Below are 22,467 nucleotides of genomic sequence, written 5' to 3'. Positions count from 1 at the left end.
CCGCCGCACTGGGTGCCGCCCGCCCTACGCTGGACCGGACAGCCGCGAGCGAAGGCAGGACCCGCACATGCCGGACGCCCAGCAGGAGCAGCCCGACCACCTCGGCGAGACCGACCTGGAGACCGACCGGCCGCATTCCGCCCGGGTCTACAACTACATCGTGGGCGGCACGACCAACTTCGCCGCCGACCGCGAGACGGCGACGAAGGCGCTGGAAGGCTGGCCTGGGCTGCGCACGTCGATGCTCGCCAACCGCGCCTGCATGCGGCGGATGGCCCGCTACTTCGCCGGCCTCGGGATCCGGCAGTTCCTGGACGTCGGCGCCGGCATCCCGGCCTCGCCCAACCTGCACGAGGTCGTCCAGGAGACGGCGCCCGAGGCGCGGATCGTCTATGTCGACAACGACCCGGTCGTCCTCGCCCATGCGCGTGCGCTGCTGACGAGCACGCCCGAGGGGCGCACCGCCTACGTGCAGGCCGACATGCGGTCCCCGGACGCGCTCTTCGGCGATCCCGCGCTCCACGAGACCCTCGACCTGTCCCGGCCGGTCGCCCTCACCGTGATCGCGATGCTCCAGTTCGTCGAGGACGCCCAGCACCTGATGGACGCGCTCGTCGCCCCGCTCGCCCCCGGCAGCCACGTCGCCCTCACCGTCCCCACCGGCGACCTGGCCCCCGAGTCGCGGGACCTCGCCCGCTCGTACACGCGCAGCGGCATCCCCATGTACCTGCGCGACCGCGCCGAGGTGGAGCGCCTTCTCGGCGGTCTGGAGCTCCTCGACCCGGGCGTCGTCCCGATGCCCCGCTGGCACCCCGAGCCCGGCGACGAGCCCCTCCCGGACACGGCCACCAACATGTACGCGGCCGCCGCCCGCAAGCCGTAGTATCCTATACAGGATTGTATCGAATATTTCCTGCAGACGATGTAGGGGGCGGGACGATGCGGCTCGGACGGCGGCTCACCCAGTACGCGCACGGCGGCGGTTGCGCCTGCAAGATCCCCCCGGGAGAACTCGAAGAGGTGGTCGCCGGGCTCGGCGCCGCCGGCGGCGCCGACGAGGACGGGAACGGGGACGGGGACCTGCTCGTCGGGCTCGACTCCGGGGACGACGCCGCCGTCGTCCGGATCTCGGGCGACACGGCGATCGTGGCGACGGCGGACTTCTTCACCCCCGTCGTCGACGACCCGTACGACTGGGGGCGGATCGCCGCCGCCAACGCGCTCTCGGACGTGTACGCGATGGGCGGCCGCCCGCTCGTCGCGGTGAACCTGCTGGCCTGGCCGCGCGAGGTGCTGCCGTTCGAGCTGGCGCGCGAGGTGCTGCGCGGCGGCCGGGACGTCGCCGTCCTCGCCGAGTGCCATCTCGGCGGCGGCCACAGCGTGGACGACCTCGAACCCAAGTACGGCATGGCCGTGACGGGCATCGCGGAGGCGGGACGGCTGCTGCGCAACGACCGCGGACGGGCGGGGACGCCGCTGTCGCTCACCAAGCCGCTCGGGCTCGGGGTGCTGAACAACCGGCACAAGGCCACCGGTGAGGTGTTCGAGCAGGCGATCGCCGTCATGACGGAGCTGAACCGGGACGCCGCCACCGCGGCCCTGAAGGCGCGGGCCACCTGCGCGACCGACGTGACCGGGTTCGGCCTGCTCGGGCACCTGCACAAGCTGGCACGCGCGTCGGGCGTCTCCGCGGTGATCGACGCCGCCGCCGTGCCGTACATCGACGGAGCGCGGGAGGCGGTGCGCGCCGGCTACGTCAGCGGGGGCACCAGGCGCAACCTCGACTGGGTCGCGCCGCACACCGACTTCGGCTCGGCGGACGAGCACACCCGGCTGCTGCTGGCCGACGCGCAGACGTCCGGCGGGCTGCTGGTGGCCGGGGAGGTGCCGGGCGCGCCGATCGTGGGGGAGCTGGTCGCGGCCCGCGACCACAGCCTGACCGTCCGCTGACCTGCGCCGCCTACGCCTTCTTCGACGGTTAGTCGCGGTTCTTCATCCGTTCAAGCGTGCGTCATACGAACATTCCCCCTGTGTGGAGGTGCCAGTTGGCCGGTCAGAACGCGGTACGGGTTCCGGGACGGTGGAACCCCTGGGCGGCGCTCGCGCTCTTCGGCGCGGTCGCCGCGGTGGGCCTGCTGTGGGCGAAGTGGCTGCCGTACACCGAGAAGGTCGGCGGGCTGATCGACACGCCCGAGTGGTCGGGCGGCTCCATCCTCGACAAGGCCGGGGACGCGGGCACGGGTCCTTCGCTGTCCGGCGGCTGGGACTTCACGACGTCCTACTTCGAGTCGGTGTGGAAGGCGGTGGTCGTCGGCCTGGTCGTCGCGGCGGCCGTGGAGGCGCTGGTCACCCGCCGGTGGCTGCTGCGCCTGCTCGGCAGGGGACGCGGCCCGTACCGCGACTCGCTCGTCGGCGGGCTGCTGTCGCTGCCGAGCATGATGTGCACGTGCTGCACCGCGCCGGTGGTCACCGCGCTGCGGCGGCGCGGGGCGTCCACCCCGGCGGCGCTGGCCTACTGGGTGGGCAACCCGACGCTCAACCCGGCCGTCATCGTCTTCCTCGCGTTCGTCGCGCCGTGGCAGTGGACGTTCACCCGCCTGGTCGTCGGCGCGCTGCTGGTGTTCGTGGTGACCGCGCTGGTGAGCAGGCTCGCGCCGCGAGACGCCGACGTCCCGGTCCCGGACGCCGCGGACGAGGAGGCGGGCGACGTCGCGCTGCGCGACGCGCCGCGCCGGTTCGGCCGCGCGCTGCTGCGGATGTCGGTGACGCTCGTGCCCGAGTACCTGGTCGTGGTGTTCGCGCTCGGCGCGTTCCGCGGCTGGCTGTTCCCGCTGGACGGGTCGGCCGCCGGGTGGGGCGTGCTGGCCGTCGTCCTCGCCGCCGTGGTCGGGACCCTGGTGGTGATCCCGACCGCCGGCGAGATCCCGATCGTGCAGGGGCTCACGCTGCTCGGCGTCGGCGCGGGCGCCGCCGGCGCGCTGCTGATCGCGCTGCCCGCGCTGAGCCTGGTGTCGATCGTCATGGTGGGGCGCGCGCTGTCCTGGCGGGTCACGCTCGCGATGGCGGGCTCGGTGGCCGGGTGCGGGCTGCTCGCCGGCGCGCTGCTCTGGGCGATCAGCTAGCCGCCGTGCCGCCGCTGGACGATCAGCCGGCCGGCGCGTCCAGGCTCTCCTCGTGCTCGGCCGCCCGCTCGTCCTGGAGCCCGCGCATGCGGCGGCGGCCGGGCAGGAAGAGCGCGGGCACGACGGCGGCGGCGAGGGCGCAGGTCGTGGCGAGGAAGATGTGGTTGTAGGCGTCCTGCGCCCTGGTGATCTCGGCGGCCGTGAGCGGGCCCTCGGGGGAGACCGAGCCGAGCGCGGCGACCAGCAGCGCGGCGAGGAACGCGGTCCCGACGGCGCCGGAGATCTGCCGGTTGAGGGCCGTCAGCGACGACGCCTGCGCGACGAACCTGCCCGGCAGGACGTTCATCGCCGCGACCGTGGTCGGCATCATCGAGATCCCCATCCCGAGGCCCTGGACGATCAGCACGGCCAGGATCCAGCTCACCGAGGTGTCCGGGTTCAGCCGCGCCAGGGCGTAGGTCGGGACGGCCATCCCGACCATGCCGATCAGGACGGGCACGCGGGAGCCGATCCGGTCGGCGAGCCAGCCGCCGAGCGGCATCGTCACGGCCACCGCGATCGCGGCGGGGGACAGCAGCAGGCCGACGTCCCGCGCCGTCATGTCCCGGATGACCTGGAACTCGACGGGGAGGTAGGTCAGCCTGGCGTACTGCGCGAGCGCGTTGATGAAGATCACGATCATCGACGCGGTGAAGATCGGGTACGCGAACATGCGGAAGTCGATCAGCGGGTCGGGACGGCGCAGCGACCGGCGCACCAGGACCGCGAGGGCCGCCACCGCGGCGACCGCCGTCACCAGGCCGGTTCCGGTCAGGCCGTGCTCGGGCACGTGCCGGGACACCAGCACCAGCGTGATCACGCCGGCCGAGGCGAGGGCCCAGCCGCCCCAGTCGAGCGGACGCCGCGCTCCCGCCCCCGCGCCGCGGCGGCCCGTGTCGTGCAGCAGGGCGAGGCCGAGCACCAGCCCGACGACGGACACGGCGGTCAGCAGCAGGAAGATCCAGCGCCAGCTCGCGGCGGTGACGACCCAGCCGCCGACCGGCGGGCCGAGCGCGGGCGCCGCCATCATCGCGATGCCCCAGACGCCGAGCGCGAGGCCCCGGCGGCGCGGCGGGAACATCTCGTACACCATCGCCGTGGCGAGCGGCATGATCGCGCCGCCGCCGAGGCCCTGCACGATCCGTCCGCCGATCAGCAGCGTCATGGTCGGCGCGGCCGTGCAGAGGACGGAGCCGGCCGCGAACGCGGCGATCGACAGGTTGTAGACGCGGCGCCGTCCCCACCGGTCGCCGAGCCCGCCCACCGCGGGCTGGACGACGACGATCGCCACGAAGTAGGCGCCGATCACCCAGTCGGTGCTGATCCGGGCGCCCGCCCCGAGATCGCTCGCGATCGGCGGCAGCGCGATGCCGAGGACGGTGAGGTTCATCGCCACCGCGTAGGTGCCGAAGAGCAGCACGGCGGTGACGATCCACGGCCGGCGGGGGCCGTCGCGATATGTCTTCCGATTGTTCGTCATGCGTACGAATGTGCTCAGCAAGAACATAGGTCCACCCAGGTCACCAAGTCAACGTCCGGCATACTCTATTTTCTATTGACATGGACGATTTCGTATATGATCCTGGGTCCACGAAACGAAGTCGTCGAGAGCCGAAGTCGTTGAGCAGCGCCTGGGAGGCGAATCCGGTCTGGTGACCGGCTCGGTCTTCAAAACCGTAGAGGCCCGGACCACCGGGCCTGGCGGGTTCGATTCCCGTCCGCCTCCGCCACCGCCCCGCAATCCCGCACCAGCCCCCACGCACCAGCCCCCACGCACACGGCAGAGCCACTGACAGCAGACTCCGGACGGAGGAGCTCAGATGAGCCGCAAGATCACGGTTCTCAACCCCGAGGGCAGCGCGCCCAAGGTGGACGGGAAGTCCCTCGCCCCCAGGCCGACCGGCCTCGACGGCGGGACCGTCTTCCTCGTCGACGTCGGGTTCGAGAACTCCGGCGACTTCATGGACCAGCTCCAGGCGGCGCTACGCGAGAGCCGGCCCAGGGTGAGGACGGAGATCGTGCACCTGCGGACGCCGTTCGACCCCGTCCCCGACGTGTACGAGCGGATCAGGAACGAGGGCTCGGCCGCCGTCCTCGGCGTCGGCCTCTGAAGCACGTGCGCGCCGGCGGTCGCCGGCCACGCCACGCGCCTCGAATCCGAGTACCGCGTTCCCACCGTGTGCGTCCACGCCGAGTCGTTCGCCCGGCTGGTCACCTCGACCAGCAGGCTGGCGGGCGTCCCCGGCCTGCGGCACACGTTCGTGCCCGCGCCCGTGCCCGGCCGCACCTCGGCCGAGCTGCGCGCCTACATCGAGGGCCCCGACCCGCTGTCGGGCGAGCGGGTGCTCGGCGCGCTGATCGACGGCCTGACCAGGCCGCTCAGCGAGCAGGACATGGACGGCGTCGCCTTCGAGCGCACCCGGGAGCGGCTCATCGAGCCCGACACCGAGGACAATCTGCAGCGCCTCTTCGAGCAGAACGGCTGGACCGACTCGCTCCCCGTGGTGCTGCCGACCGAGGAGCGGGTGGCGGCCATGCTCGCCGGGACGAGCCACGCCCCCGACGAGGTCGTCGGGAAGATCCGGGCGGCGACGTCGCGCGACTTCTGGTCCTTCACCGTCGAGCAGGCCGCGGTGAACGCCGTCATGGCCGGCGCGCGGCCGGAGTACTTCCCGGTCATCCTCGCGCTGCTGGCCAGCGGCTACACGGCGCGGCACAGCAGCATCTCGTCGATCGGCCAGATGGTCATGGTGAACGGGCCCGTCCGGCACGAGCTCGGGATGAACTCGGGGATCGGCGCGATCGGCCCGTACAACCACGCCAACTCCACGATCGGCAGGACGTTCGGCCTGGGGTCGCAGAACCTGCAGGGCGGCTCGGTGCCGGGCGTCAGCTACGTCGGGACGATCGGCAGCCCCTTCTCGCTGACCAGCATCGCGTTCGCCGAGGACGAGGAGAACAGCCCGTGGGAGCCGTACCACGTCCAGTACGGGTTCGAGCCAGGCCAGAGCGCGGTGACGATCTTCGCGCCCGTCCGGTCGATGATCACCGCGCCGAGCGGGGTCAGGGAGGACTGGAGGGAGCGCGCGTCCGTGCTGTTCAGCTCGCTGCGGGCGGGCGGCGGCGCGGTGCTGCTCGCCGACCCGCTGGCCGCGAAGAACCTGGTCGAGCGCGAGGGCTTCACGGAGAAGAAGGCGCTCATCGAGTGGATCGCGGCCAACGCGCGGATCCCGGCGCGGCGCTGGTGGGGGCAGTCGCTCCAGGACATCTTCTACGGCAACCGCGCGCGTGACGGCGTCGAGCCCTGGGCGACGTACCTCAAGGCCGGGCCCGACGAGCTGATCCCGGTCAACGAGCCCGACGACGTCCACGTCGTCGTGGCCGGCGGCCGGACCGTGGCGGTGTGGAGCGTGTTCGAGGGGTGGGCCAACCGCCGCTTCGGCAGCGCCCTCTCCGGCCGCACCCTGGCGATCGACCCCTGGCGGTGACCACCCGACCGACCCCCTGAACGACCGGCGCCCACCCCCGCACGGAAGGTGAAGGAAAGATGAGACACCACCGAAGAACACGACTCGGCTGGAAGGCCGGCGCCGGTGCCGGAGCGCTGCTCCTGGCGGCCACCGCCTGCGGGGGCGGCGACGGCGGCTCGTCCGGCGGCACGGTGACCCTGCGGATGTACTCGACGACCACCACCGAACCCGCCTTCTCGGTGCTCATCGACGGCTTCCACAAGAGCCAGTCGAAGATCAAGATCAAGGCGGAGTACATCCCGTCCGCCAAGGTCGGCCAGGTCACCACCACGATGATGCAGGCCGGCAACCCGCCGGACCTCATCATGGCCAGCCCAGGCTCCGGCGGCGGCTCGAACGGCCTGTCGGTGCACCGGCTGGCCGAGGCGAACCGGCTGGCCGACCTGAGCGCCCGGCCGTGGGCGAACGACCTGCCGGAGCTGCTCAAGCCGACGGCGCAGTACGACGGGAAGAGCTACAGCCTGATCCTCGGCGTGTCCACGCAGTTCCTGAACTACACGACCACCGACTTCGACAAGTGGAAGGTCAAGCCGCCGAAGTCGTTCAAAGAGCTGCTGGACATGTGCGCCATGATCAAGACGAAGGGCATGTACGCGATGGCGTCCGGCGCCGCCGACATGGCGGGCAACCGGATGCGGATGCAGGTGTTCAGCGCCGCGAACGTCTACGCCCTGGAGCCCGACTGGGACAAGAAGCGGGCCGCAGGGCAGGTGAAGTTCCAGACGTCCCCCGGCTGGAAGAAGACGTTCCAGCAGGTCCAGGACCTGGTGACGCACGACTGCTACTACCCGGGGTCGGCCGGGCGCACCACGGAGGAGGCGCGCAAGCTCGGCGCCTCGGGCAAGACGACGATGGGCATCGGCCCGTCGATCGCCGCTGCGTACCTGTCCAAGGCCAACCCGGACCGCAAGTGGGCGGCGGCCGCGGTGCCCGCCGGGGACACCTCCACCCCGAACCTGCCGCTGGAGGTCGCCGGGATCTCGGTGGCCAAGCGCGCCAAGCACGTGGGCGAGTCCATCGAGTTCCTCGACTACCTGGCCGCGCACCGCGACGTCTACTCCAAGAACAGCGGCGCGTTCTCCCCGGCGATGATGGCGAAGGGCGAGCTGCCCGACTTCCTCAAGCCGCTGGAGCCGCTGGCCAAGCAGAACAGGTTCAGCCTCGCCGCGAGCACCATGTGGCCGAGTGAGGCCCCCGCCCAGGTCGCCTACAAGTACATGACCGGCCTGCACAACAACACCCGCACCGTCGACGACATCCTGAAGGCCATGGACCAGGCTTGGGACAACGGCAAATGACGGAAAGGACCACGAAGAAGGACGCGGACACGTCGGCGCTGCCGCCCCTGGTGGTCGCCGACGGTCCGGGCAGTGAGAAGGGGCCCGGCTCGTCGGCCGGCCGGGCGGCCTCGTGGTGGCGGCGCCGCCGGGACGACCGGCCCGCGGGCGGCGCGCGCAAGCCGCCCTGGACGCTGGCGATGCTGGGGATCGCCCTCCTGATCGGGATGCACTTCATCGCGCCGCTGTCGGGCGGCGTGTACGCGTTCACCGACTGGGACGGGTTCAACACCGCGAAGTTCGTCGGCTGGGACAACTTCCGCGAGATCATGGACTCGGAGGTCCAGCGCGGCGCGCTGCTCCACACGTTCGTGCTGGCCGGGTCCTACCTCGTCCTCGTCAACGTGGTGGGCCTGGTGCTGGCCCTCGCACTGAACCGGACGCTGAAGTCCCGCAACTTCCTCCGGATGGTGTTCTTCGCGCCCGCCGTGCTCAGCCCGCTGGCCGTGTCGTACATCTGGCAGTACATGTTCACCTACGACGGCGCGATCAACCGGATGCTCGGCGGGATCGGTCTCGGCGGCCTGCGCCACGAGTGGCTGGGCGACCCGTCGACGGCGATCTGGTGCGTGCTGGTCGTCATGGTCTGGCAGCACGCCGGCCAGGCGATGATCATCTATCTGGCCGGGCTGCAGGGCGTCGCGGACGAGCTGGAGGAGGCGGCCGTCATCGACGGCGCGCGGCTGTGGATGCGGCTGCGCCGGATCACGCTGCCGCTGCTGGCGCCCGCGTTCACGATCGTGTCCACGCTGATGCTGATCTCCGGGCTGCGGGTCTTCGACCAGGTGTTCGCGCTGACGAACGGCGGGCCCGTCTATTCGACCGAGACCCTGGCGACGCAGGTGTACCAGCAGACGTTCGTCGAGGGGAGATTCGGGTTCGGCGCCTCCATCGCGATGGTGATGACCGTGCTGATCTCGGTTCTGGGAATCGCCAACATGATGTATCAGCGAAGCCGGGAAAGGCGGTTGTAAATGGGTGCCTTCCGGTACACGTCGCGGTCTTTCGTCCGCGAGGTCGTGATGGTTCTGGCGGCGATGCTGTTCGCGATGCCGCTGTACTTCCTGATCGCCATCTCGCTCAAGACCGACCAGCAGCTCACGCTGGAGCCCCTGAAACCGCCGCTGGCGGACCCGAACTGGGGCAACTTCGCCGACGCGTGGTCCAGCGGCGGCACGACGGGCGGCATGGGCCGCGCGTTCCTCAACACCGTGATCATCACTGTGGGGAGCGTGGTCTGCCTGGTCCTGGTGTCGTCGCTGACGGCGTACGTGATCGCCAGGCGGACGTCCAAGATGAGCAACGGCCTCTACGTGCTGTTCGTCGTCGGGTTCATCATGCCGGCGACGCTCGGCCTGGTGCCGATCTACGTGGTCATGCGCAGCGCCGGGCTGCTGGCGACCTACCACGGGATCATCATCCTGCACACGGCGGGCATCCTGCCGTTCGCGGTGTTCCTGTACGTGGGCTTCATCAGGGCACTGCCCACCGAGTACGAGGAGGCGGCGCAGGTCGACGGCGCCGGGATGCTCCGCACGTTCTTCAAGGTGGTCATCCCGCTGCTGAGACCGATCACCACGACGGTGGCGATGCTGTCCGGGCTGATCGTGTGGAACGACTTCTTCCTCGCGCTCATCTTCATGAGCGGCAGCTCGATCGGGACGTTGCCGATCGCGCTGAATTCGTTCGTCAATGAGAACTACACCCAGTGGAACCTTGTGTTCGCGGGGGCGACCATCGCCATTCTCCCCATGCTCTGCGTCTTCATCGTCGCGCAGCGGCAATTCGTCCGGGGCCTGGCCGGCGGAATTCGAGGCTGATTATGGGAACTATCGACATTCGCGGGCTCGGCAAGGTGTACCCGGGCGGTACCCGGGCGCTCCGCGACCTCAATCTGGAGATCGCCGACGGCGAGTTCATGATCTTCGTCGGCCCGTCCGGCTGCGGCAAGACCACCGCGCTGCGGATGATCGCCGGGCTGGAGACGATCGAGGAGGGCGAGATCAGCATCGGCGGGACGGTCGTGAACCGGGTGGAGCCCCGCAAGCGCGACATCGCCATGGTGTTCCAGAACTACGCCCTCTACCCGCACATGACCGTGTACGACAACATCGCGTTCCCGCTGCAATGCGAGGGGAAGCGCAAGCAGGAGATCAAGGAGCGGGTGGAGGAGGCCGCGCGGCTCCTCGGCCTCGGCGAGCTGCTGAAGCGCAAGCCGCGCGCGCTGTCGGGCGGGCAGCGGCAGCGGGTCGCGATGGGACGGGCGATCGTCCGCAAGCCGCAGGCGTTCCTGCTGGACGAGCCCCTGTCCAACCTGGACGCAAAACTCCGCATGCAGATGCGGGCCGAGCTGTCGACCGTCCAGCGGACGCTCGGCGTCACGACCGTGTACGTGACCCACGACCAGGTCGAGGCCATGACGATGGGCACCCGCATCGCCGTCATGCGCAACGGCCTGCTCCAGCAGGAGGGCACCCCTGAGCTGGTGTACGACCGGCCGAGCAACATGTTCGTCGCGACGTTCATCGGCTCGCCCGGCATGAACCTGCTGAGCTGCCCGCTGGTCGCCGACGGCCCGGACGACCTGCGCTGCGTCGTGGGCGAGCAGCGGATACCGGCGCCGAAGGAACTGCACGGGGCGCTGGAGCGCTTCGTCGGCTCGCAGGTCGTGGTGGGGATCCGTCCGGAGAAGCTCACCGACGCGCCCGCGCACGCCCGGCACACGGACGACTCCGCCGCCGGACGCCTCCGCGGAGAGGTCACGGTCGTGGAGATGCTCGGGCACGAGCGGCTGGTCCAGGTCGAGGTGCCAGGCGAGCCGGTGGCCGCCGACCCCGAGCTGGAGAACCTCCGCCGTCCCGAGGGCGATCAGGAGAGCGGGCCTTCCACGCCGGGCACGGCCGTCATCTACGCGCGGTTCTCGCCGTCGTCCACGGTGAAGCCGCTGGAGACCGTCGACATCCCGGTGAACCCGGCCGACCTGCACTTCTTCGACCCCGAGACCGGTGAGGCGATCAGATGACGAGTGACGGATTCGAGATCCTGGTCGCGGGCGGCGGGATCGCCGGGCTGACCGCCGGGCTGTTCGCCGCCCGCGCGGGCCGCCGGACGGGCCTGCTGCTCGGCGACGACATCGGCGGCGGCCACCTGCTCAGCGTCGGCAGGATCGAGGACTTTCCCGGCTTTCCCGAGGGGGTGCCGGGCTTCGACCTGTGCCCGATGCTCCAGGAGCAGGCGCAGGACGCCGGCGTGGAGTTCGTGACGAGCACCCTGAAGGGCCTGGCCCCATCCGACGGGGCGTGGACGGCCACGACCGGCGAAGGCGAGACCCGCGCGGGGACCGTCATCGTCGCCACCGGGTCGGCGCTGCGCGAGCTGGACGTCCCCGGCGAGGCCCAGCTGCGCGGCCACGGCGTCTCCGACTGCGCGACCTGCGACGGGCCGCTGCATCGCGGCAACACCGTCGCCGTCGTCGGCGGCGGCGACTCCGCGCTGCTGGAGGCCCTTGAGCTGACCAACCACGTCGGCAGGGTGCTGCTGCTGAACCGGGGCGAGAGCCTCGACGGGCAGCACACTTACGCAAGCCGCGTGCTGGAGCACGCCTCGATCGAGGTGCGGCACTCCACCGTCGTCGAGGAGGTCCTCGGCGACACGGTCGTCTCGGGCGTCCGGGTGAAGGACACCGCCACGGGCGAGACCGCGGAGGAGAAGGTCACCGGGGTGTTCGTGTACGTGGGCCTGCGGCCCCGTACCGACGTCCTGCGCGACCTGGTCGCGCTCGACGACGAGGGCCGGGTCCCGACGGACGGCGCGATGCGCACCTTCCTGCCCGGCCTGTTCGCCGTCGGCGACATCAGGACCGACTCGGCGGCGCAGGCCGTCGCGGCCGCCGGCGACGGCGCGACCGCCGCGGTCGCGGCGCACCGCTACCTCGCCGACCCCGGCCGCGCCTGGCCGGTCCCGCAGCCGAGAGGAGCCTCCGCATGACGATCAGCGTGTACGACCCGCGCGGGTACCCGCCCAAGGTGGAGGGACGTTCCCTGGCCCCCCGGCTGGAGACCCTCGACGGCAAGGTCCTCTATCTGGTGATCGCGCCGTTCGACAACACCGACGTGTTCATGGAGCAGCTCGCCGCCTGGTTCAAGGAGAACCGGCCCCAGGTGGAGACGCGGATCGTCGCCACCGAGGCGTTCGGGCAGGACTCCCCGGCGATGCGGGCGGAGATCGAGGCGGCCGGCGACGCGGCCGTCGTCGGCCTCGGCCTTTGAAGCACCTGCGCCCCGACGGTCGTCGGGATAGCGGCGGAGCTTGAACGCTCCGGGGTGCCCACCGTCGGCGTGCACTCGCGGCAGTTCCACCGGATCGCCACCAACGTCGCCCGGACGAAGGGCATGCCGCGCATGCGGCAGGCCTACCTTCCGGGCGCGATCTCCGGGCGGTCGGCCACCGAGCTCACCGAGTACATCAAGGGAACGGACGCCGTCAGCGGCCGCCCGTTCATGGACGAGCTGCTCGACGCACTGGCCGGGCGACTGGACGAGGAGGACCTGAAGGGAAGCTCGTACGACCGGCCGAGACAGCAACTGGTCGAGGCCGCCGACGAGCCCGCCGCGCACGCCCTGTTCCTGGAGAACCGCTGGACGGACGGCCTGCCGATCGTCCTGCCGACCGAGGAGCGGATCGGGGAGATGCTCGCGGGCACGTCCCGCCGCCCGGACGAGGTCGTCGGACGCCTCGCGCCCGCCAAGTTCCGGGAGCGGTGGGAGTTCACCGTCGAGAAGGTCGCCGTGAACGCGGTGATGGCCGGGGCCGGGCCCGAGCATTTCCCGATCATCCTGGCGCTGGCGTCCAGCGGGGTCACCGCGCGGATGAGCAGCCTGACGTCGATGGCGACGATCTCGATCGTCAACGGCCCGATCAGGCTGGAGGCGGGGATGAACACCGGGATGGGCGCGATGGGCCCGTACAGCAGGGCCAACGCGACCATCGGCCGGGCCTACGGGCTGCTGTCGCAGAACCTCCAGGGCGGGTCGGTGCCGGGCGAGACCTACATGGGCACGCTCGGCAACAACTACGGCTACACCGCCACGTTCCCGGAGAACGAGGAGGACAGCCCGTGGGAGCCGCTGCACGTCCAGCACGGGTTCCGTCCGGACGAGAGCGCGGTCAGCCTCTTCCTCGGCGGCTGGTACACGATCTCGGGCGCCTCACCGCGCCGCAAGCACTGGAAGGAGATGCTGCGCGGCGCGCTGCGGGCCTGCGACCCGGCGTTCGCGCCGCTGGTGGTGATGGACCCGACGGCGGCGAAGGACTTCGTCGAGGCCGGGTTCCCCGGTAAGGACGACGTCCGCGCGTGGCTGGCCCGCAACGGCCGGATGTCCGCCGACGAGTACTGGTCGAACGGGGTGGTGCGGGCCATCCTGCGTCCGCTGGCGCTGGCGGGGGAGGAGCCGCACGCCACGAAGTACCGGGCGTCCGGCGACGAGCCCGTCGAGATCTACGACGCGGGCGACATCAACATCGCGGTCATCGGCGGCGGGACCGCGAACGCGTCCAAGCTGATCGCCGCCCGCTACGAGACGACCGTCCCGGTCGACCCCTGGCGCTGAAAGGGAACAGCAGTGATCGCCGAGCCGTCCGTCCGGAGGCTCGGCGATCACTGCTGTTCCGGGTCAGCCGGAGGTTGCTTCCCAGGACTCGTCCATCGCCTTGAGGATGTCGTCGACGGTCCGGGTCTTGTTGTAGAGCCCGGCCATGGTCTTGTACGCGGCCTGCGCCGGGGCGTCCGACGGCCACATCGTGCTGGCCCCGAGGCTGTAGCGGCCCTGCTTGGCCAGCGGCTCCAGCGGCTTCAGGAACGCGGGCAGCTCACCACGCTGCATCTGCGCGGGGGAGAAGGCGCCGGTCTTCTCGGCGTACAGCTCGCGTTTCTGCGCGACGAAGTCAAGGAACTTGACCGCCTCGTCGACGTTCTTGCCCCTGGCCGCCACCGACAGCCCGCTGACCTCCAGCGGCAGGATGCTCTGCTTGCGTCCCGGCACCGGGAGCGCCGCCCACTTGCGCGCCGGGTTGCGCCGGGTGACGTAGGACGACGCCGTCGACGGCCCGATGCCCATCGTGGCCTTGTTGCTCTTGATCTGGAGGTTCTTGCCCTCCTCGGTGGTGCGGCCCGCGCCGCCCGGGTAGTAGCAGTCGGCGTTGATCATGTCGACGATCTGCTGGAAGGTCTGCCGCCAGCCGGGCGTCGTCTGGAACTTGACCTGCCCGGCGGCGCGCTTCTCGTCCCACTTCGGGTCGTCGCTGTAGACGTTGGCGGCCGCGAACGACTGGAGCAGCATCCGGTTGCCCGCCTGGTCCGCGGCGCCCGGGACCAGCGCGTACTTGTCGTGCTTGCGGATCTCCCCGCACACCTTCAGCAGTTCCGCGAACGTGGCGGGCGGCTTCAGCTTCCAGCCCTCCAGCTCGGTGACGGTGTAGTCCATGAAGTGCGTGGACACCCCGACGACCAGGGCGTACACCTTGCCCTCGTAGGTGACGGTCGGGGTCAGCAGCGCGGGTACGTCCTTGGCCCAGGGCTTCTTGGTGACGTCCTCAAGCCGGTGCGCCTTGGCGAGCTTGTGGAGCGGCAGCCCGGTCGCGCCGCCGCCCGAGCCGGGGGAGATGTTGAGGATGTCGGGCGGGTTGCCGCCCTGCAGCTCGGTGGTCGTGGTCGGCCCGATCTTCGGCGCGGGGACGTACTGCACCGTCATCTTGATGCGCGGGGCGTTGGCGTCGTTGAACTCCTTGACGATGGGGTCGAGCCCGTCCTTCACGGCCGGGGACGCGTACATCCGCAGCGACGCGTTGCCGGAGCCGCCGTCCGAGCCGCCGCAGCCGGCGGCGGCCACCATCACCGCGGAGGCCCCCGCGACCCAGGCGAGCCTTCTCCTGCCCCGCCCGCTCCGCCGATTGCCTTCCATTGGTCCTCCCATTTGCCGGTTGCCTCTCACGGGTGCGCACACCCTCCGCGATCAGCGCCACTCGTCGACGGACACGGTCCGGCCCGACAGCGACCGGTCGAGCCTGGTGCCGTTGGCCATGCCTTCGAGGACGCTCCAGGTGGCGGCGCTGCGGCCGCCGACGACGATGACGTGGACGTCCTCGGGCACGTTGATGCGGACCTCCTCGTCCGGAGCGGCGGCGCGGTAGGTCGCCCAGGGCTCCTCGCCCGCCTCGGCGCGGTAGCCGAAGAACAGCTCCTGGAGGCCCTGCGCCCACCACCGGCGGGCGGGCAGCCGCCCGGTGTCGGAGATCCACTCGATGAGGTCCGCCTTGCGGGCGAACCCCTGGTGCTCGACGAGGTTCTGCGCGGCGAGCGGGTCGAGCAGCAGCACCGCGCCGCCGGACGCGCGGGTGGCGTTGAAGATCGACCGGGCGTGGTCCTGCCAGTCGTCGCGGATGCCGCTCGGGGCGGTGATCATCGTCCGGACGCCGCGGAACACGGTGGCGGTGCTGTCACCGGGGGCGAAGCCGTGCTGGACGTGGTACGGCTCCCAGGGGCTGCGCTCCTCGTTCTCCGCGAACGTGAGGTTGGTGAACGAGAACGGGTTCCCGATCGACCCCATGTAGCTGATCCCGGGCGCGGAGCCGCCTTGCAGGTTCTGCGAGCCGATGCCGTAGGCGCGTCCGATGGTGGCGTTGGCCCTGCTGTACGGGCCGAGCGCGCCGATGCCGGAGTTCATCCCGATCTCGTCGCGGATCGGGCCGTTGACGACGACGGCCTCCGACATCGACGAGATGCTGCTGTGCCGTGCCGAGTAGCCGCTGCCGAGCAGCGCCAGGATGACCGGGAAGTACTCGGGCGCGGCCCCGGCCATGACCGCGTTCACCGCGGCCTGCTCGACGGTGAACTCCCAGTAGTCGCGGGTGGAGGCGGCGCGGAGCCTGCCGACCACCTTGCCGGGCGCGTGGCTGGTGCCCGCGAGCATCGCGGCGACGCGCTCCTCGGTGGGCAGGACGATCGGCAGCTTGTCGGTCCAGCCGTTGTCCAGGAAGAGGGCGTGCAGGTCGTCCTCGGTGGCCGGTTCCAGCAGCCGGGACCTGGTCTGCACGAACGTCGCCCCGGCCATGTCGGCCTCGTCGAGCGGCCTGGTCAGCCCGTCGAGGACGTCCCTGGCGAACGGGTTGCCGGAGACGGGGTTGTCACCTTCGACGTATCCGCGCAGCTCGTCCGTGGTGCGGCCGGGCACGGGGGAGGGCACGAACGCGTGCCGCAGGGTGGGAATGCCCGCCAGCCTGCTGGTGGACGCCACCAGCCGCGCGAAGGCGTCGGCGTGGACGGAGACGGTGGGGACGCGGTACTCGGACTCGAGCCGCGTGGCGTGGCCGGCGACCGCCGGCGCGCAGCCGCTTCAAAGACCGACGCCGAGGATCGCGGCGTGGCCCTCCGCCGCGATCCGCGCGTACAGCTCGGGCGCCGGGTCGAACGGCGTGGAGAGGTGGGCGGTCACGGTCGTGATGTCCGGGCGGTGCTCCTGGAGCGAGGCGCCGAGCTGGTCGATCAGCTCTCCGGAGTTCTCGAAGCCCGCGTCCACGAGGAACACGGTCTTGCCGTCCAGGGTGTCGGGCCGCGGGGCGAGCGACTTGCCGCCGACGGTGGGCGCGTTGCCCTCGGGGTGCAGAACCGTGATCTTACCGGCCATGACGACATCTCTCCTGAGCTGCGATCGCGTCGTGCCTGGGGTCGTACAAATGTACGTATCAAGAACAATTGTTCGGATAGTGATTCTCCGCTCAGGTGTTGAGGTTGTCAACAGGTACATTGACCTGACATTGCGGCCGGACTACGGTGCGGATCAAGAACAGAAGTTTGTCATCCGAACGGAATGACCACGTGGCGATGAGCCGATGACGCCGATGACGCCGATGACAGCGAGCGACGTGATGCCCGACAGCAAGGGAGCAGCCGGGGTCCGGGGGCCGCACTTCGTCCAGTCCCTGGAGCGCGGCCTCAACGTGATCAGGGCGTTCGACGCGTCCACGCCCGCGCTGACGCTCAGCGAGGTCGCGCACGCCACCGGCCTCACCCGCGCCGCCGCGCGCCGGTTCCTGCTCACCCTCGCCGACCTCGGCTACGTGCGCAGCGACGGCCGCCGGTTCTCGCTGACGCCCCGCGTGCTGCGCCTCGGCTACGCCTACCTGTCGTCGCTGTCGCTGCCCGAGGTCGCCGAGCCGCACCTCGAGGCGCTGGTGGCGCTGGTGCACGAGTCGTCGTCGGTGTCGGTCCTGGACGGCGACGACATCGTCTACGTGGCGCGCATCCCGACCTCGCGCATCATGACGGTCGCGATCAGCGTGGGCACCCGCTTCCCCGCCTTCGCCACGTCCATGGGCCGGGTGCTGCTCGCCGACCTGCCCGACGCCGAGCTGGACGAGCGCCTCGACAGGGCCGCGCGGCGCCCGCTCACCGGCCGGACGACCACCGACCCGGCCGCGCTGCGCCGCGAGATCGTCCGCGTCCGCAAGCAGGGCTGGTCGCTGGTCGACCAGGAGCTGGAGGACGGCCTCCGGTCGATCGCCGCGCCCATCCGCGACGCGACGGGCAAGGTGGCCGCCGCCGCGAACGTGTCCGCCGCGTCCAGCCGCACCCCCGCCGCCAAGATGCGCCGCGAGCTGCTGCCGCTGCTGCTGGACGCCACCGCCAGGATCGAGGCCGACCTGCGCGCCGCGCGCCGCTGACCGGGCCCGGCCCGGGAAGGACGAGGACATGCACGTGATCGCCACCGCCGGGCACGTCGACCACGGCAAGTCCACGCTGGTCAAGGCGCTGACCGGGATGGAGCCCGACCGGCTCGCCGAGGAGCGCCGGCGGCGGCTCACCATCGACCTCGGGTTCGCCTGGACGGACCTGCCGGGCGCGGGCGAGGTCGCGTTCGTCGACGTCCCCGGGCACGAGCGGTTCGTCGCCAACATGCTCGCCGGGGTGGGGCCGGTGCCCGCCGTGCTGTTCGTCGTCGCCGCCGACGAGGGCTGGATGCCGCAGAGCGCCGAGCACCTGGAGGCCCTGGACGCGCTCGGCGTGTCCCACGGCGTCCTCGTCGTCACCCGCTCCGACCTGGCCGACCCGGCGGCGGCGATCGAGGAGGCGCACGAGTGGATGGCCGAGAGCACGCTGCGCGACCTGCCCGCCGTCGCGGTCAGCGCGGTCACCGGGGACGGGCTCGACGACGTCCGCGCGGCCATCGCCGACCTGGTCACGGGCCTGCCCGCGCCGGACGCGGCCCCGCCCGTCCGGCTGTGGGCCGACCGGTCGTTCTCCATCCGCGGCGCCGGGACCGTCGTGACCGCCACGCTCGGCGCGGGCACGGTCGAGGTCGGTGATGAGCTTCTCAACACCGAGGGCAGGTCGGTGCGGGTGCGCGGCATCGAGGCGCTGGGCGAGCCGCGCGACCGGGTGACCGCCACCGCCCGGGTCGCGCTGAACCTGCGCGGCGTCGACCGCGCCGACGTCCCGCGCGGGCTGCCGCTGCTCACCCCGGGCGCCTGGCGGATGGCCGACTCCGTCGACGTGGAGCTGCGGGCGACGTCGTCCGCGCCGCTCCCGGAACGGCTGATCCTGCACATCGGCACCGCCGCCGTGCCGTGCCGGCTGCGTCCGCTCGGGCCCGCGCACGGACGGCTGCGCTTCGACCGCCCGCTGCCGCTGCGGTACGGCGACCGGGCCGTCCTCCGCGACACCGGACGCCGCCGGATCGCCGCCGGGCTCGTCGTCCTCGACGTCGACCCGCCCCCGCTGACCAGGCGCGGCGCGGCCAGGGCGCGGGCCGCCGAGCTGACGGGCATGCGCACGGCGGGCGACGTCACGTCCGGCCACCTCCGGCGCGGCCTGCGGCGCGGCGCCGACCTGGCCGCGATGGGCCTGCCGACGCTGGGCGACCCCCGCCACGGCGACTGGTGGACGGACGACGCCCGCTGGGCCGAGTACGCGGACGACCTGGCCGAGGCCGAACGCCACCACCGCGCCGGGCACCCGCTGGAGCCGGGCATGCCGGTGGCCGCCGCCGCCCGCCGCCTCGGCGTCGACCCCGCCCTGGTGCCCGAGCTGGCCAAGGACGCCGGGCTCGTCTGCGCATCGGGCCTGCTCACCCCGCCGGGCCACGACCCGGGCCTCCCTGAGGAGCTCGACAAGGCCGTGCAAGTGCTGGAACGCGACCTGGCCGCCGACCCGTTCGGCGCCCCGAACGCCGACCGGCTGGCCGAGCTGGGCCTCGGCAACGCCGAGCTGGCCGCCGCCGAGCGCTTCGGACGGCTGCTGCGCGTCGCGCCCGGGATCGTCCTGCTCCCGGACGTCGACCGCCGCGCCCTCGACGTGCTGACCACACTGCCGCAGCCGTTCACGCTGAGCGACGCCCGGCAGGCGATGGGCACCACCCGGCGGGTGGCCGTCCCGCTGCTGGAGCTGCTGGCCGCCCGGGGCCTCACCCGCCGTACCGAGGACGACAAGCACGAGACCCTCGACCGGGACGAGTAACGCTCTATAGTCTGTGGCCTATGTCCACCGGTTCGATCACCCTCACGGTCGACGGCGCGAGCCGGTCACTGGTCGTCGACACGCGGACCACACTGCTGGACGCCCTCCGCGACCACCTCGGCGTCACATCCCCGAAGAAGGGCTGCGACCACGGCCAGTGCGGCGCGTGCACCGTCCTGCTGGACGGACGGCGCGTCCTCGCCTGCCTGGCCCTCGCGGTCGCCCACGACGGAGCGGAGGTCATCACCGCGGCCGGGCTGTCCCCGGACGGTGAGCTGCATCCGCTGGCGCAGGCATTCATCGACCACGACGGCTTCCAGTGCGGGTACTGCACCCCGGGCCAGATCTGCTCGGCGGCGGGCATGCTCGACGAGGTCGAAGCGGGCCGTCCGAGCCACGTCACCGGCGACCTGGAAGGCCCCGTCATCCTGGACGACGAGGAGATCCGCGAGCGGATGAGCGGCACCCTGTGCCGCTGCGGCGCCTATCCCAACATCGTCGCCGCCATCCGCGAGGTCTCGGGGTGAGGCCGTTCGACTACGAGCGTCCCGCCGACGCGGACGCGGCCGTGGCCACCGTGGCGGCCCGCGCGGACGCCGCGTTCCTCGGCGGCGGCACGAACCTCGTCGATCTGATGAAGCTGGGCGTCGCGGGCCCCGCGCTCCTGGTCGACGTCACCGCCCTGCCCCTCGACCGGATCGAGGCGCTCCCCGGCGGCGGGCTGCGGATCGGCGCCACCGTCCGCAACGCCGACGCGGCCGCCGACCCGCGGATCCGGCGGCGGTATCCGATGCTCGTCCGGGCGCTGCTGGCCGGGGCGTCCGGGCAGGTGCGGAACATGGCGACCGTCGGCGGCAACCTGCTGCAACGCACCCGCTGCGTCTACTTCCAGGACGTGACCCTCGCGTGCAACAAGCGCGAGCCCGGCTCGGGCTGCGCGGCGCTGGACGGCTACAACCGCCAGCACGCGATCCTCGGGGCGTCGCGGCGGTGCGTGGCCGTGCACCCGTCCGACATGGCGGTGGCGCTGGCCGCGCTGGACGCCGTCGTCCAGGTGCGGGGGCCGGACGGGGAGCGGGCCGTCCCGGTCGCCGACCTCTATACCGGCGACGAGCCTGAGCGCGACACCGTCCTGGCCCACGGCGAGCTGATCACCGGGATCGACCTGCCGGAGCCCGTCGCCTGGCGGTCAACCTACCGCAAGGTTCGCGACCGGGCGTCGTACGCCTTCGCGCTGGTCTCCGTGGCCGCCGCCCTCGACGTCTCCGGCGACGGCATGGTGCGCGACGTGCGCATCGCGTTCGGCGGGCTCGCGCATCGTCCGTGGCGCGCGGCACTGGCCGAGGCCGCGCTGCGAGGCGCCCCCGCCACCGACGCGTCCTTCCGGACGGCCGCCGACGCCGAGCTGGCCGCCGCCCGCCCGCTGCGCGGCAACGCGTTCAAGGTCCCGATGGCCCGAAACACCCTCGTGGCGGTGCTGCGCGAGCTCGCGTCGAAGGACTCCCGGTGACCGCGCCGCCGGTCAGCGGCGTGGTCGGCGCGTCCGTCCCGCGTCTGGAAGGACGGGCGAAGGTCACCGGCACGGCGCCCTACGCCTACGACCAGCCGGTCGAGGACCCGCTGTACCTCGCCGCCGTGACCGCGACGATCGCGCGCGGCCGGATCACGGCGATCGACACGTCCGAGGCCGAACGCCTGGACGGGGTCGTCGCCGTCCTCACGCACGAGAACGCGCCCCGGCTCGCGTCCGGCGAGAACCGGGAACTGTGGGTGCTGCAATCCGCCGACGTGGCGTTCCGCGGCCAGCTCATCGGCGCGGTCGTCGCGTCCGGCCCGGAGATCGCCGCGCACGCCGCCGGATTGGTGCGGGTGGAGTACGACGCCCGGCCGCACGACGTCGAGCCGGGCCCCGACCGCGACGACCTGTACGCGCCCGGCACGCTCAACACCGGGATCGAGACCGACACCGCCGCGGGCGACGTCGACGCGGCGATGGCGGACGCGGCGGTCACGCTCGACCGGACGTACACCACCCCGGTCCAGTTCCACGTCCCGATGGAGCCGCACACCGCCGTCGCCCGCTGGCGCCGGGACGGCGGAGCCGATCACCTCACGCTGTACGACTCGACGCAGGGCGTCGTCCGCATCCGGCAGGTCATGGCGGCCGTCCTCGGCCTTCCACCCGATCGGGTCGAGGTCGTGTCACCGCACGTCGGAGGCGGGTTCGGCAGCAAGCTGCGGCCCAAGGCGCACCACGTCCTCGTCGCGCTCGCCGCCCGGACGGTCGAGGGCCGCGCGGTGAAGTTCGCGCCGACCCGCAGGCAGACGTTCGCGGGCGGCGGGTTCCGTCCGTCGACCGTCCAGCGGATCCGGCTTTCCGCCCGCACGGACGGACGCCTGACCGCCATCGCCCACGACGCGGTAGGCGAGACGTCGAAGCTCGTGGAGTTCGCGGAGCAGACCGCGCTCGCCACCCGCACCATGTACGCCGCGCCCAACCGGCGCACCACGCACCGGCTGGCCGCGCTGGACGTCTCCGTCCCCACGGTGATGCGGGCGCCGGGCGAGGCCCCCGGCATGTTCGCGCTGGAGTCGGCGATGGACGAGCTGGCCGTCGCCTGCGGCCTCGACCCGGTCGAGCTCCGCGTCCGCAACGAGCCCGGCCGCGACCCCGAGACCGGCCTGCCGTACTCCACCCGCAACCTGGTCGCCTGCCTGCGCGAAGGCGCCCGCCGCTTCGGCTGGGCCGACCGCGCCCCGGCCCCCGGCGCCCGCCTGGACAACGGCTGGCTGGTCGGCACCGGCGTGGCCGCCGCGACCTACCCCGCCTATCCGGTGATCGGCCCGTCGAACGCGACGATCCGGGCTCTCGCCGAGGGCCGCTACCGGGTGGAGATCGCCGCCGCCGACATCGGCACCGGCTCCAGGAC

The 22,467-nt window shown here is 72.0% G+C and carries 21 protein-coding genes and 1 tRNA gene; 18 read left to right on the top strand and 4 right to left on the bottom strand.

All coding sequences use genetic code 11. The features are described from left to right. Positions 1–67 precede the first annotated feature (67 nt). From ACH34T_RS00110 to ACH34T_RS00100, 3 genes are all read left to right on the top strand, one after another. Positions 68–883, top strand: a complete 816-nt coding sequence (locus tag ACH34T_RS00110) for an SAM-dependent methyltransferase (protein ID WP_395989802.1) — start codon at positions 68–70, stop codon at positions 881–883. Between the two features lie 56 nt (positions 884–939). Continuing rightward, on the top strand, positions 940–1,950 hold the full coding sequence (selD, locus tag ACH34T_RS00105; protein WP_395989801.1) for a selenide, water dikinase SelD: 1,011 nt from the start codon (positions 940–942) through the stop codon (positions 1,948–1,950). Between the two features lie 95 nt (positions 1,951–2,045). Then, positions 2,046–3,122: a permease gene (locus tag ACH34T_RS00100; RefSeq protein WP_395989800.1), complete on the top strand. Its 1,077-nt coding sequence runs from the start codon at positions 2,046–2,048 to the stop codon at positions 3,120–3,122. A gap of 22 nt (positions 3,123–3,144) precedes the next feature. Here ACH34T_RS00100 and ACH34T_RS00095 read toward each other — a convergent pair whose 3' ends face one another. Then, positions 3,145–4,641, bottom strand: coding sequence for an MDR family MFS transporter (locus ACH34T_RS00095; RefSeq protein WP_395989799.1), 1,497 nt, complete (start codon positions 4,639–4,641; stop codon positions 3,145–3,147). A gap of 154 nt (positions 4,642–4,795) precedes the next feature. On the opposite strand from ACH34T_RS00095, the gene ACH34T_RS00090 reads away from it, so the two are divergent. The 10 genes from ACH34T_RS00090 to ACH34T_RS00045 all read left to right on the top strand — a co-directional run bounded on the left by ACH34T_RS00090 (position 4,796) and on the right by ACH34T_RS00045 (position 13,637). Continuing rightward, positions 4,796–4,891 (top strand) — tRNA-Sec (locus tag ACH34T_RS00090). 90 nt (positions 4,892–4,981) lie between these two features. Then, on the top strand, positions 4,982–5,272 hold the full coding sequence (locus ACH34T_RS00085) for a hypothetical protein (protein ID WP_395989798.1): 291 nt from the start codon (positions 4,982–4,984) through the stop codon (positions 5,270–5,272). 66 nt (positions 5,273–5,338) lie between these two features. Then, on the top strand, positions 5,339–6,649 hold the full coding sequence (locus tag ACH34T_RS00080; protein ID WP_395989797.1) for a UGSC family (seleno)protein: 1,311 nt from the start codon (positions 5,339–5,341) through the stop codon (positions 6,647–6,649). A 59-nt stretch (positions 6,650–6,708) separates the two neighbouring features. Beyond that, on the top strand, positions 6,709–7,989 hold the full coding sequence (locus ACH34T_RS00075; RefSeq protein ID WP_395989796.1) for an ABC transporter substrate-binding protein: 1,281 nt from the start codon (positions 6,709–6,711) through the stop codon (positions 7,987–7,989). Beyond that, positions 7,986–9,002 (top strand): carbohydrate ABC transporter permease, encoded by a 1,017-nt coding sequence (locus tag ACH34T_RS00070; protein ID WP_395989795.1) that lies wholly within the window; start codon positions 7,986–7,988, stop codon positions 9,000–9,002. Before ACH34T_RS00075 ends, ACH34T_RS00070 begins: the two co-directional genes overlap by 4 nt. Beyond that, the gene (locus ACH34T_RS00065; RefSeq protein ID WP_395989794.1) at positions 9,003–9,848 is read left to right on the top strand and encodes a carbohydrate ABC transporter permease; all 846 of its coding nucleotides are present in this window, start codon (positions 9,003–9,005) and stop codon (positions 9,846–9,848) included. It abuts the gene before it with no gap. Positions 9,849–9,850: 2 nt separating this feature from the next. Further along, on the top strand, positions 9,851–11,050 hold the full coding sequence (locus ACH34T_RS00060; protein WP_395989793.1) for an ABC transporter ATP-binding protein: 1,200 nt from the start codon (positions 9,851–9,853) through the stop codon (positions 11,048–11,050). Next, positions 11,047–12,015, top strand: a complete 969-nt coding sequence (locus tag ACH34T_RS00055; protein WP_395989792.1) for an NAD(P)/FAD-dependent oxidoreductase — start codon at positions 11,047–11,049, stop codon at positions 12,013–12,015. The genes ACH34T_RS00060 and ACH34T_RS00055 overlap by 4 nt, the downstream gene beginning before the upstream one ends. Further along, positions 12,012–12,296: a hypothetical protein gene (locus ACH34T_RS00050; protein ID WP_395989791.1), complete on the top strand. Its 285-nt coding sequence runs from the start codon at positions 12,012–12,014 to the stop codon at positions 12,294–12,296. Before ACH34T_RS00055 ends, ACH34T_RS00050 begins: the two co-directional genes overlap by 4 nt. 54 nt (positions 12,297–12,350) lie before the next feature. Further along, the gene (locus ACH34T_RS00045) at positions 12,351–13,637 is read left to right on the top strand and encodes a UGSC family (seleno)protein (protein WP_395989790.1); all 1,287 of its coding nucleotides are present in this window, start codon (positions 12,351–12,353) and stop codon (positions 13,635–13,637) included. A gap of 63 nt (positions 13,638–13,700) precedes the next feature. Here the strand turns inward: ACH34T_RS00045 and ACH34T_RS00040 are convergent, their stop codons facing one another. The 3 genes from ACH34T_RS00040 to ACH34T_RS00030 form a co-directional block, all read right to left on the bottom strand. Further along, on the bottom strand, positions 13,701–14,987 hold the full coding sequence (locus ACH34T_RS00040) for an ABC transporter substrate-binding protein (protein WP_395989789.1): 1,287 nt from the start codon (positions 14,985–14,987) through the stop codon (positions 13,701–13,703). A 51-nt stretch (positions 14,988–15,038) separates the two neighbouring features. Then, positions 15,039–16,319 carry a UGSC family (seleno)protein gene (locus ACH34T_RS00035; RefSeq protein ID WP_395989788.1) on the bottom strand — a complete coding sequence of 427 codons (1,281 nt, stop codon included), beginning with the start codon at positions 16,317–16,319 and terminating at the stop codon, positions 15,039–15,041. A gap of 99 nt (positions 16,320–16,418) precedes the next feature. Continuing rightward, positions 16,419–16,709: a hypothetical protein gene (locus ACH34T_RS00030; protein WP_395989787.1), complete on the bottom strand. Its 291-nt coding sequence runs from the start codon at positions 16,707–16,709 to the stop codon at positions 16,419–16,421. Positions 16,710–16,950: 241 nt separating this feature from the next. Here ACH34T_RS00030 and ACH34T_RS00025 point away from each other — a divergent pair, with 241 nt between their 5' ends. From ACH34T_RS00025 to ACH34T_RS00005, 5 genes are all read left to right on the top strand, one after another. Then, on the top strand, positions 16,951–17,745 hold the full coding sequence (locus ACH34T_RS00025) for an IclR family transcriptional regulator C-terminal domain-containing protein (protein ID WP_395990343.1): 795 nt from the start codon (positions 16,951–16,953) through the stop codon (positions 17,743–17,745). A gap of 28 nt (positions 17,746–17,773) precedes the next feature. Beyond that, positions 17,774–19,537, top strand: a complete 1,764-nt coding sequence (gene selB, locus ACH34T_RS00020) for a selenocysteine-specific translation elongation factor (RefSeq protein ID WP_395989786.1) — start codon at positions 17,774–17,776, stop codon at positions 19,535–19,537. A gap of 20 nt (positions 19,538–19,557) precedes the next feature. Next, the gene (locus tag ACH34T_RS00015; protein WP_395989785.1) at positions 19,558–20,064 is read left to right on the top strand and encodes a 2Fe-2S iron-sulfur cluster-binding protein; all 507 of its coding nucleotides are present in this window, start codon (positions 19,558–19,560) and stop codon (positions 20,062–20,064) included. Beyond that, on the top strand, positions 20,061–21,047 hold the full coding sequence (locus ACH34T_RS00010; RefSeq protein ID WP_395989784.1) for an FAD binding domain-containing protein: 987 nt from the start codon (positions 20,061–20,063) through the stop codon (positions 21,045–21,047). Before ACH34T_RS00015 ends, ACH34T_RS00010 begins: the two co-directional genes overlap by 4 nt. Further along, positions 21,044–22,467, top strand: a 1,424-nt coding sequence (locus ACH34T_RS00005; RefSeq protein ID WP_395989783.1) for a xanthine dehydrogenase family protein molybdopterin-binding subunit, incomplete at its 3' end; no start/stop codon positions are given. The genes ACH34T_RS00010 and ACH34T_RS00005, both read left to right, overlap by 4 nt.

The sequence above is a fragment of the Actinomadura sp. 9N215 genome (genome assembly GCF_044326345.1).
Classification (GTDB): domain Bacteria; phylum Actinomycetota; class Actinomycetes; order Streptosporangiales; family Streptosporangiaceae; genus Spirillospora.
The sequence above is the reverse complement of the archived record's forward strand: the minus strand, read 5'-3'. Positions and strand labels throughout refer to the sequence as shown.

What these genes read in the sequence shown, in the direction of transcription:
- ACH34T_RS00110 (WP_395989802.1), top strand. Translation starts at nt 68, where the DNA reads ATGCCGGACGCCCAGCAGGAGCAGCCCGACCACCTCGGCGAGACCGAC.
- selD (WP_395989801.1), top strand. Translation starts at nt 940, where the DNA reads ATGCGGCTCGGACGGCGGCTCACCCAGTACGCGCACGGCGGCGGTTGC.
- ACH34T_RS00095 (WP_395989799.1), bottom strand. Translation starts at nt 4,641, where the DNA reads ATGACGAACAATCGGAAGACATATCGCGACGGCCCCCGCCGGCCGTGG.
- ACH34T_RS00085 (WP_395989798.1), top strand. Translation starts at nt 4,982, where the DNA reads ATGAGCCGCAAGATCACGGTTCTCAACCCCGAGGGCAGCGCGCCCAAG.
- ACH34T_RS00075 (WP_395989796.1), top strand. Translation starts at nt 6,709, where the DNA reads ATGAGACACCACCGAAGAACACGACTCGGCTGGAAGGCCGGCGCCGGT.
- ACH34T_RS00070 (WP_395989795.1), top strand. Translation starts at nt 7,986, where the DNA reads ATGACGGAAAGGACCACGAAGAAGGACGCGGACACGTCGGCGCTGCCG.
- ACH34T_RS00065 (WP_395989794.1), top strand. Translation starts at nt 9,003, where the DNA reads ATGGGTGCCTTCCGGTACACGTCGCGGTCTTTCGTCCGCGAGGTCGTG.
- ACH34T_RS00060 (WP_395989793.1), top strand. Translation starts at nt 9,851, where the DNA reads ATGGGAACTATCGACATTCGCGGGCTCGGCAAGGTGTACCCGGGCGGT.
- ACH34T_RS00055 (WP_395989792.1), top strand. Translation starts at nt 11,047, where the DNA reads ATGACGAGTGACGGATTCGAGATCCTGGTCGCGGGCGGCGGGATCGCC.
- ACH34T_RS00050 (WP_395989791.1), top strand. Translation starts at nt 12,012, where the DNA reads ATGACGATCAGCGTGTACGACCCGCGCGGGTACCCGCCCAAGGTGGAG.
- ACH34T_RS00040 (WP_395989789.1), bottom strand. Translation starts at nt 14,987, where the DNA reads ATGGAAGGCAATCGGCGGAGCGGGCGGGGCAGGAGAAGGCTCGCCTGG.
- ACH34T_RS00030 (WP_395989787.1), bottom strand. Translation starts at nt 16,709, where the DNA reads ATGGCCGGTAAGATCACGGTTCTGCACCCCGAGGGCAACGCGCCCACC.
- ACH34T_RS00025 (WP_395990343.1), top strand. Translation starts at nt 16,951, where the DNA reads ATGCCCGACAGCAAGGGAGCAGCCGGGGTCCGGGGGCCGCACTTCGTC.
- selB (WP_395989786.1), top strand. Translation starts at nt 17,774, where the DNA reads ATGCACGTGATCGCCACCGCCGGGCACGTCGACCACGGCAAGTCCACG.
- ACH34T_RS00015 (WP_395989785.1), top strand. Translation starts at nt 19,558, where the DNA reads ATGTCCACCGGTTCGATCACCCTCACGGTCGACGGCGCGAGCCGGTCA.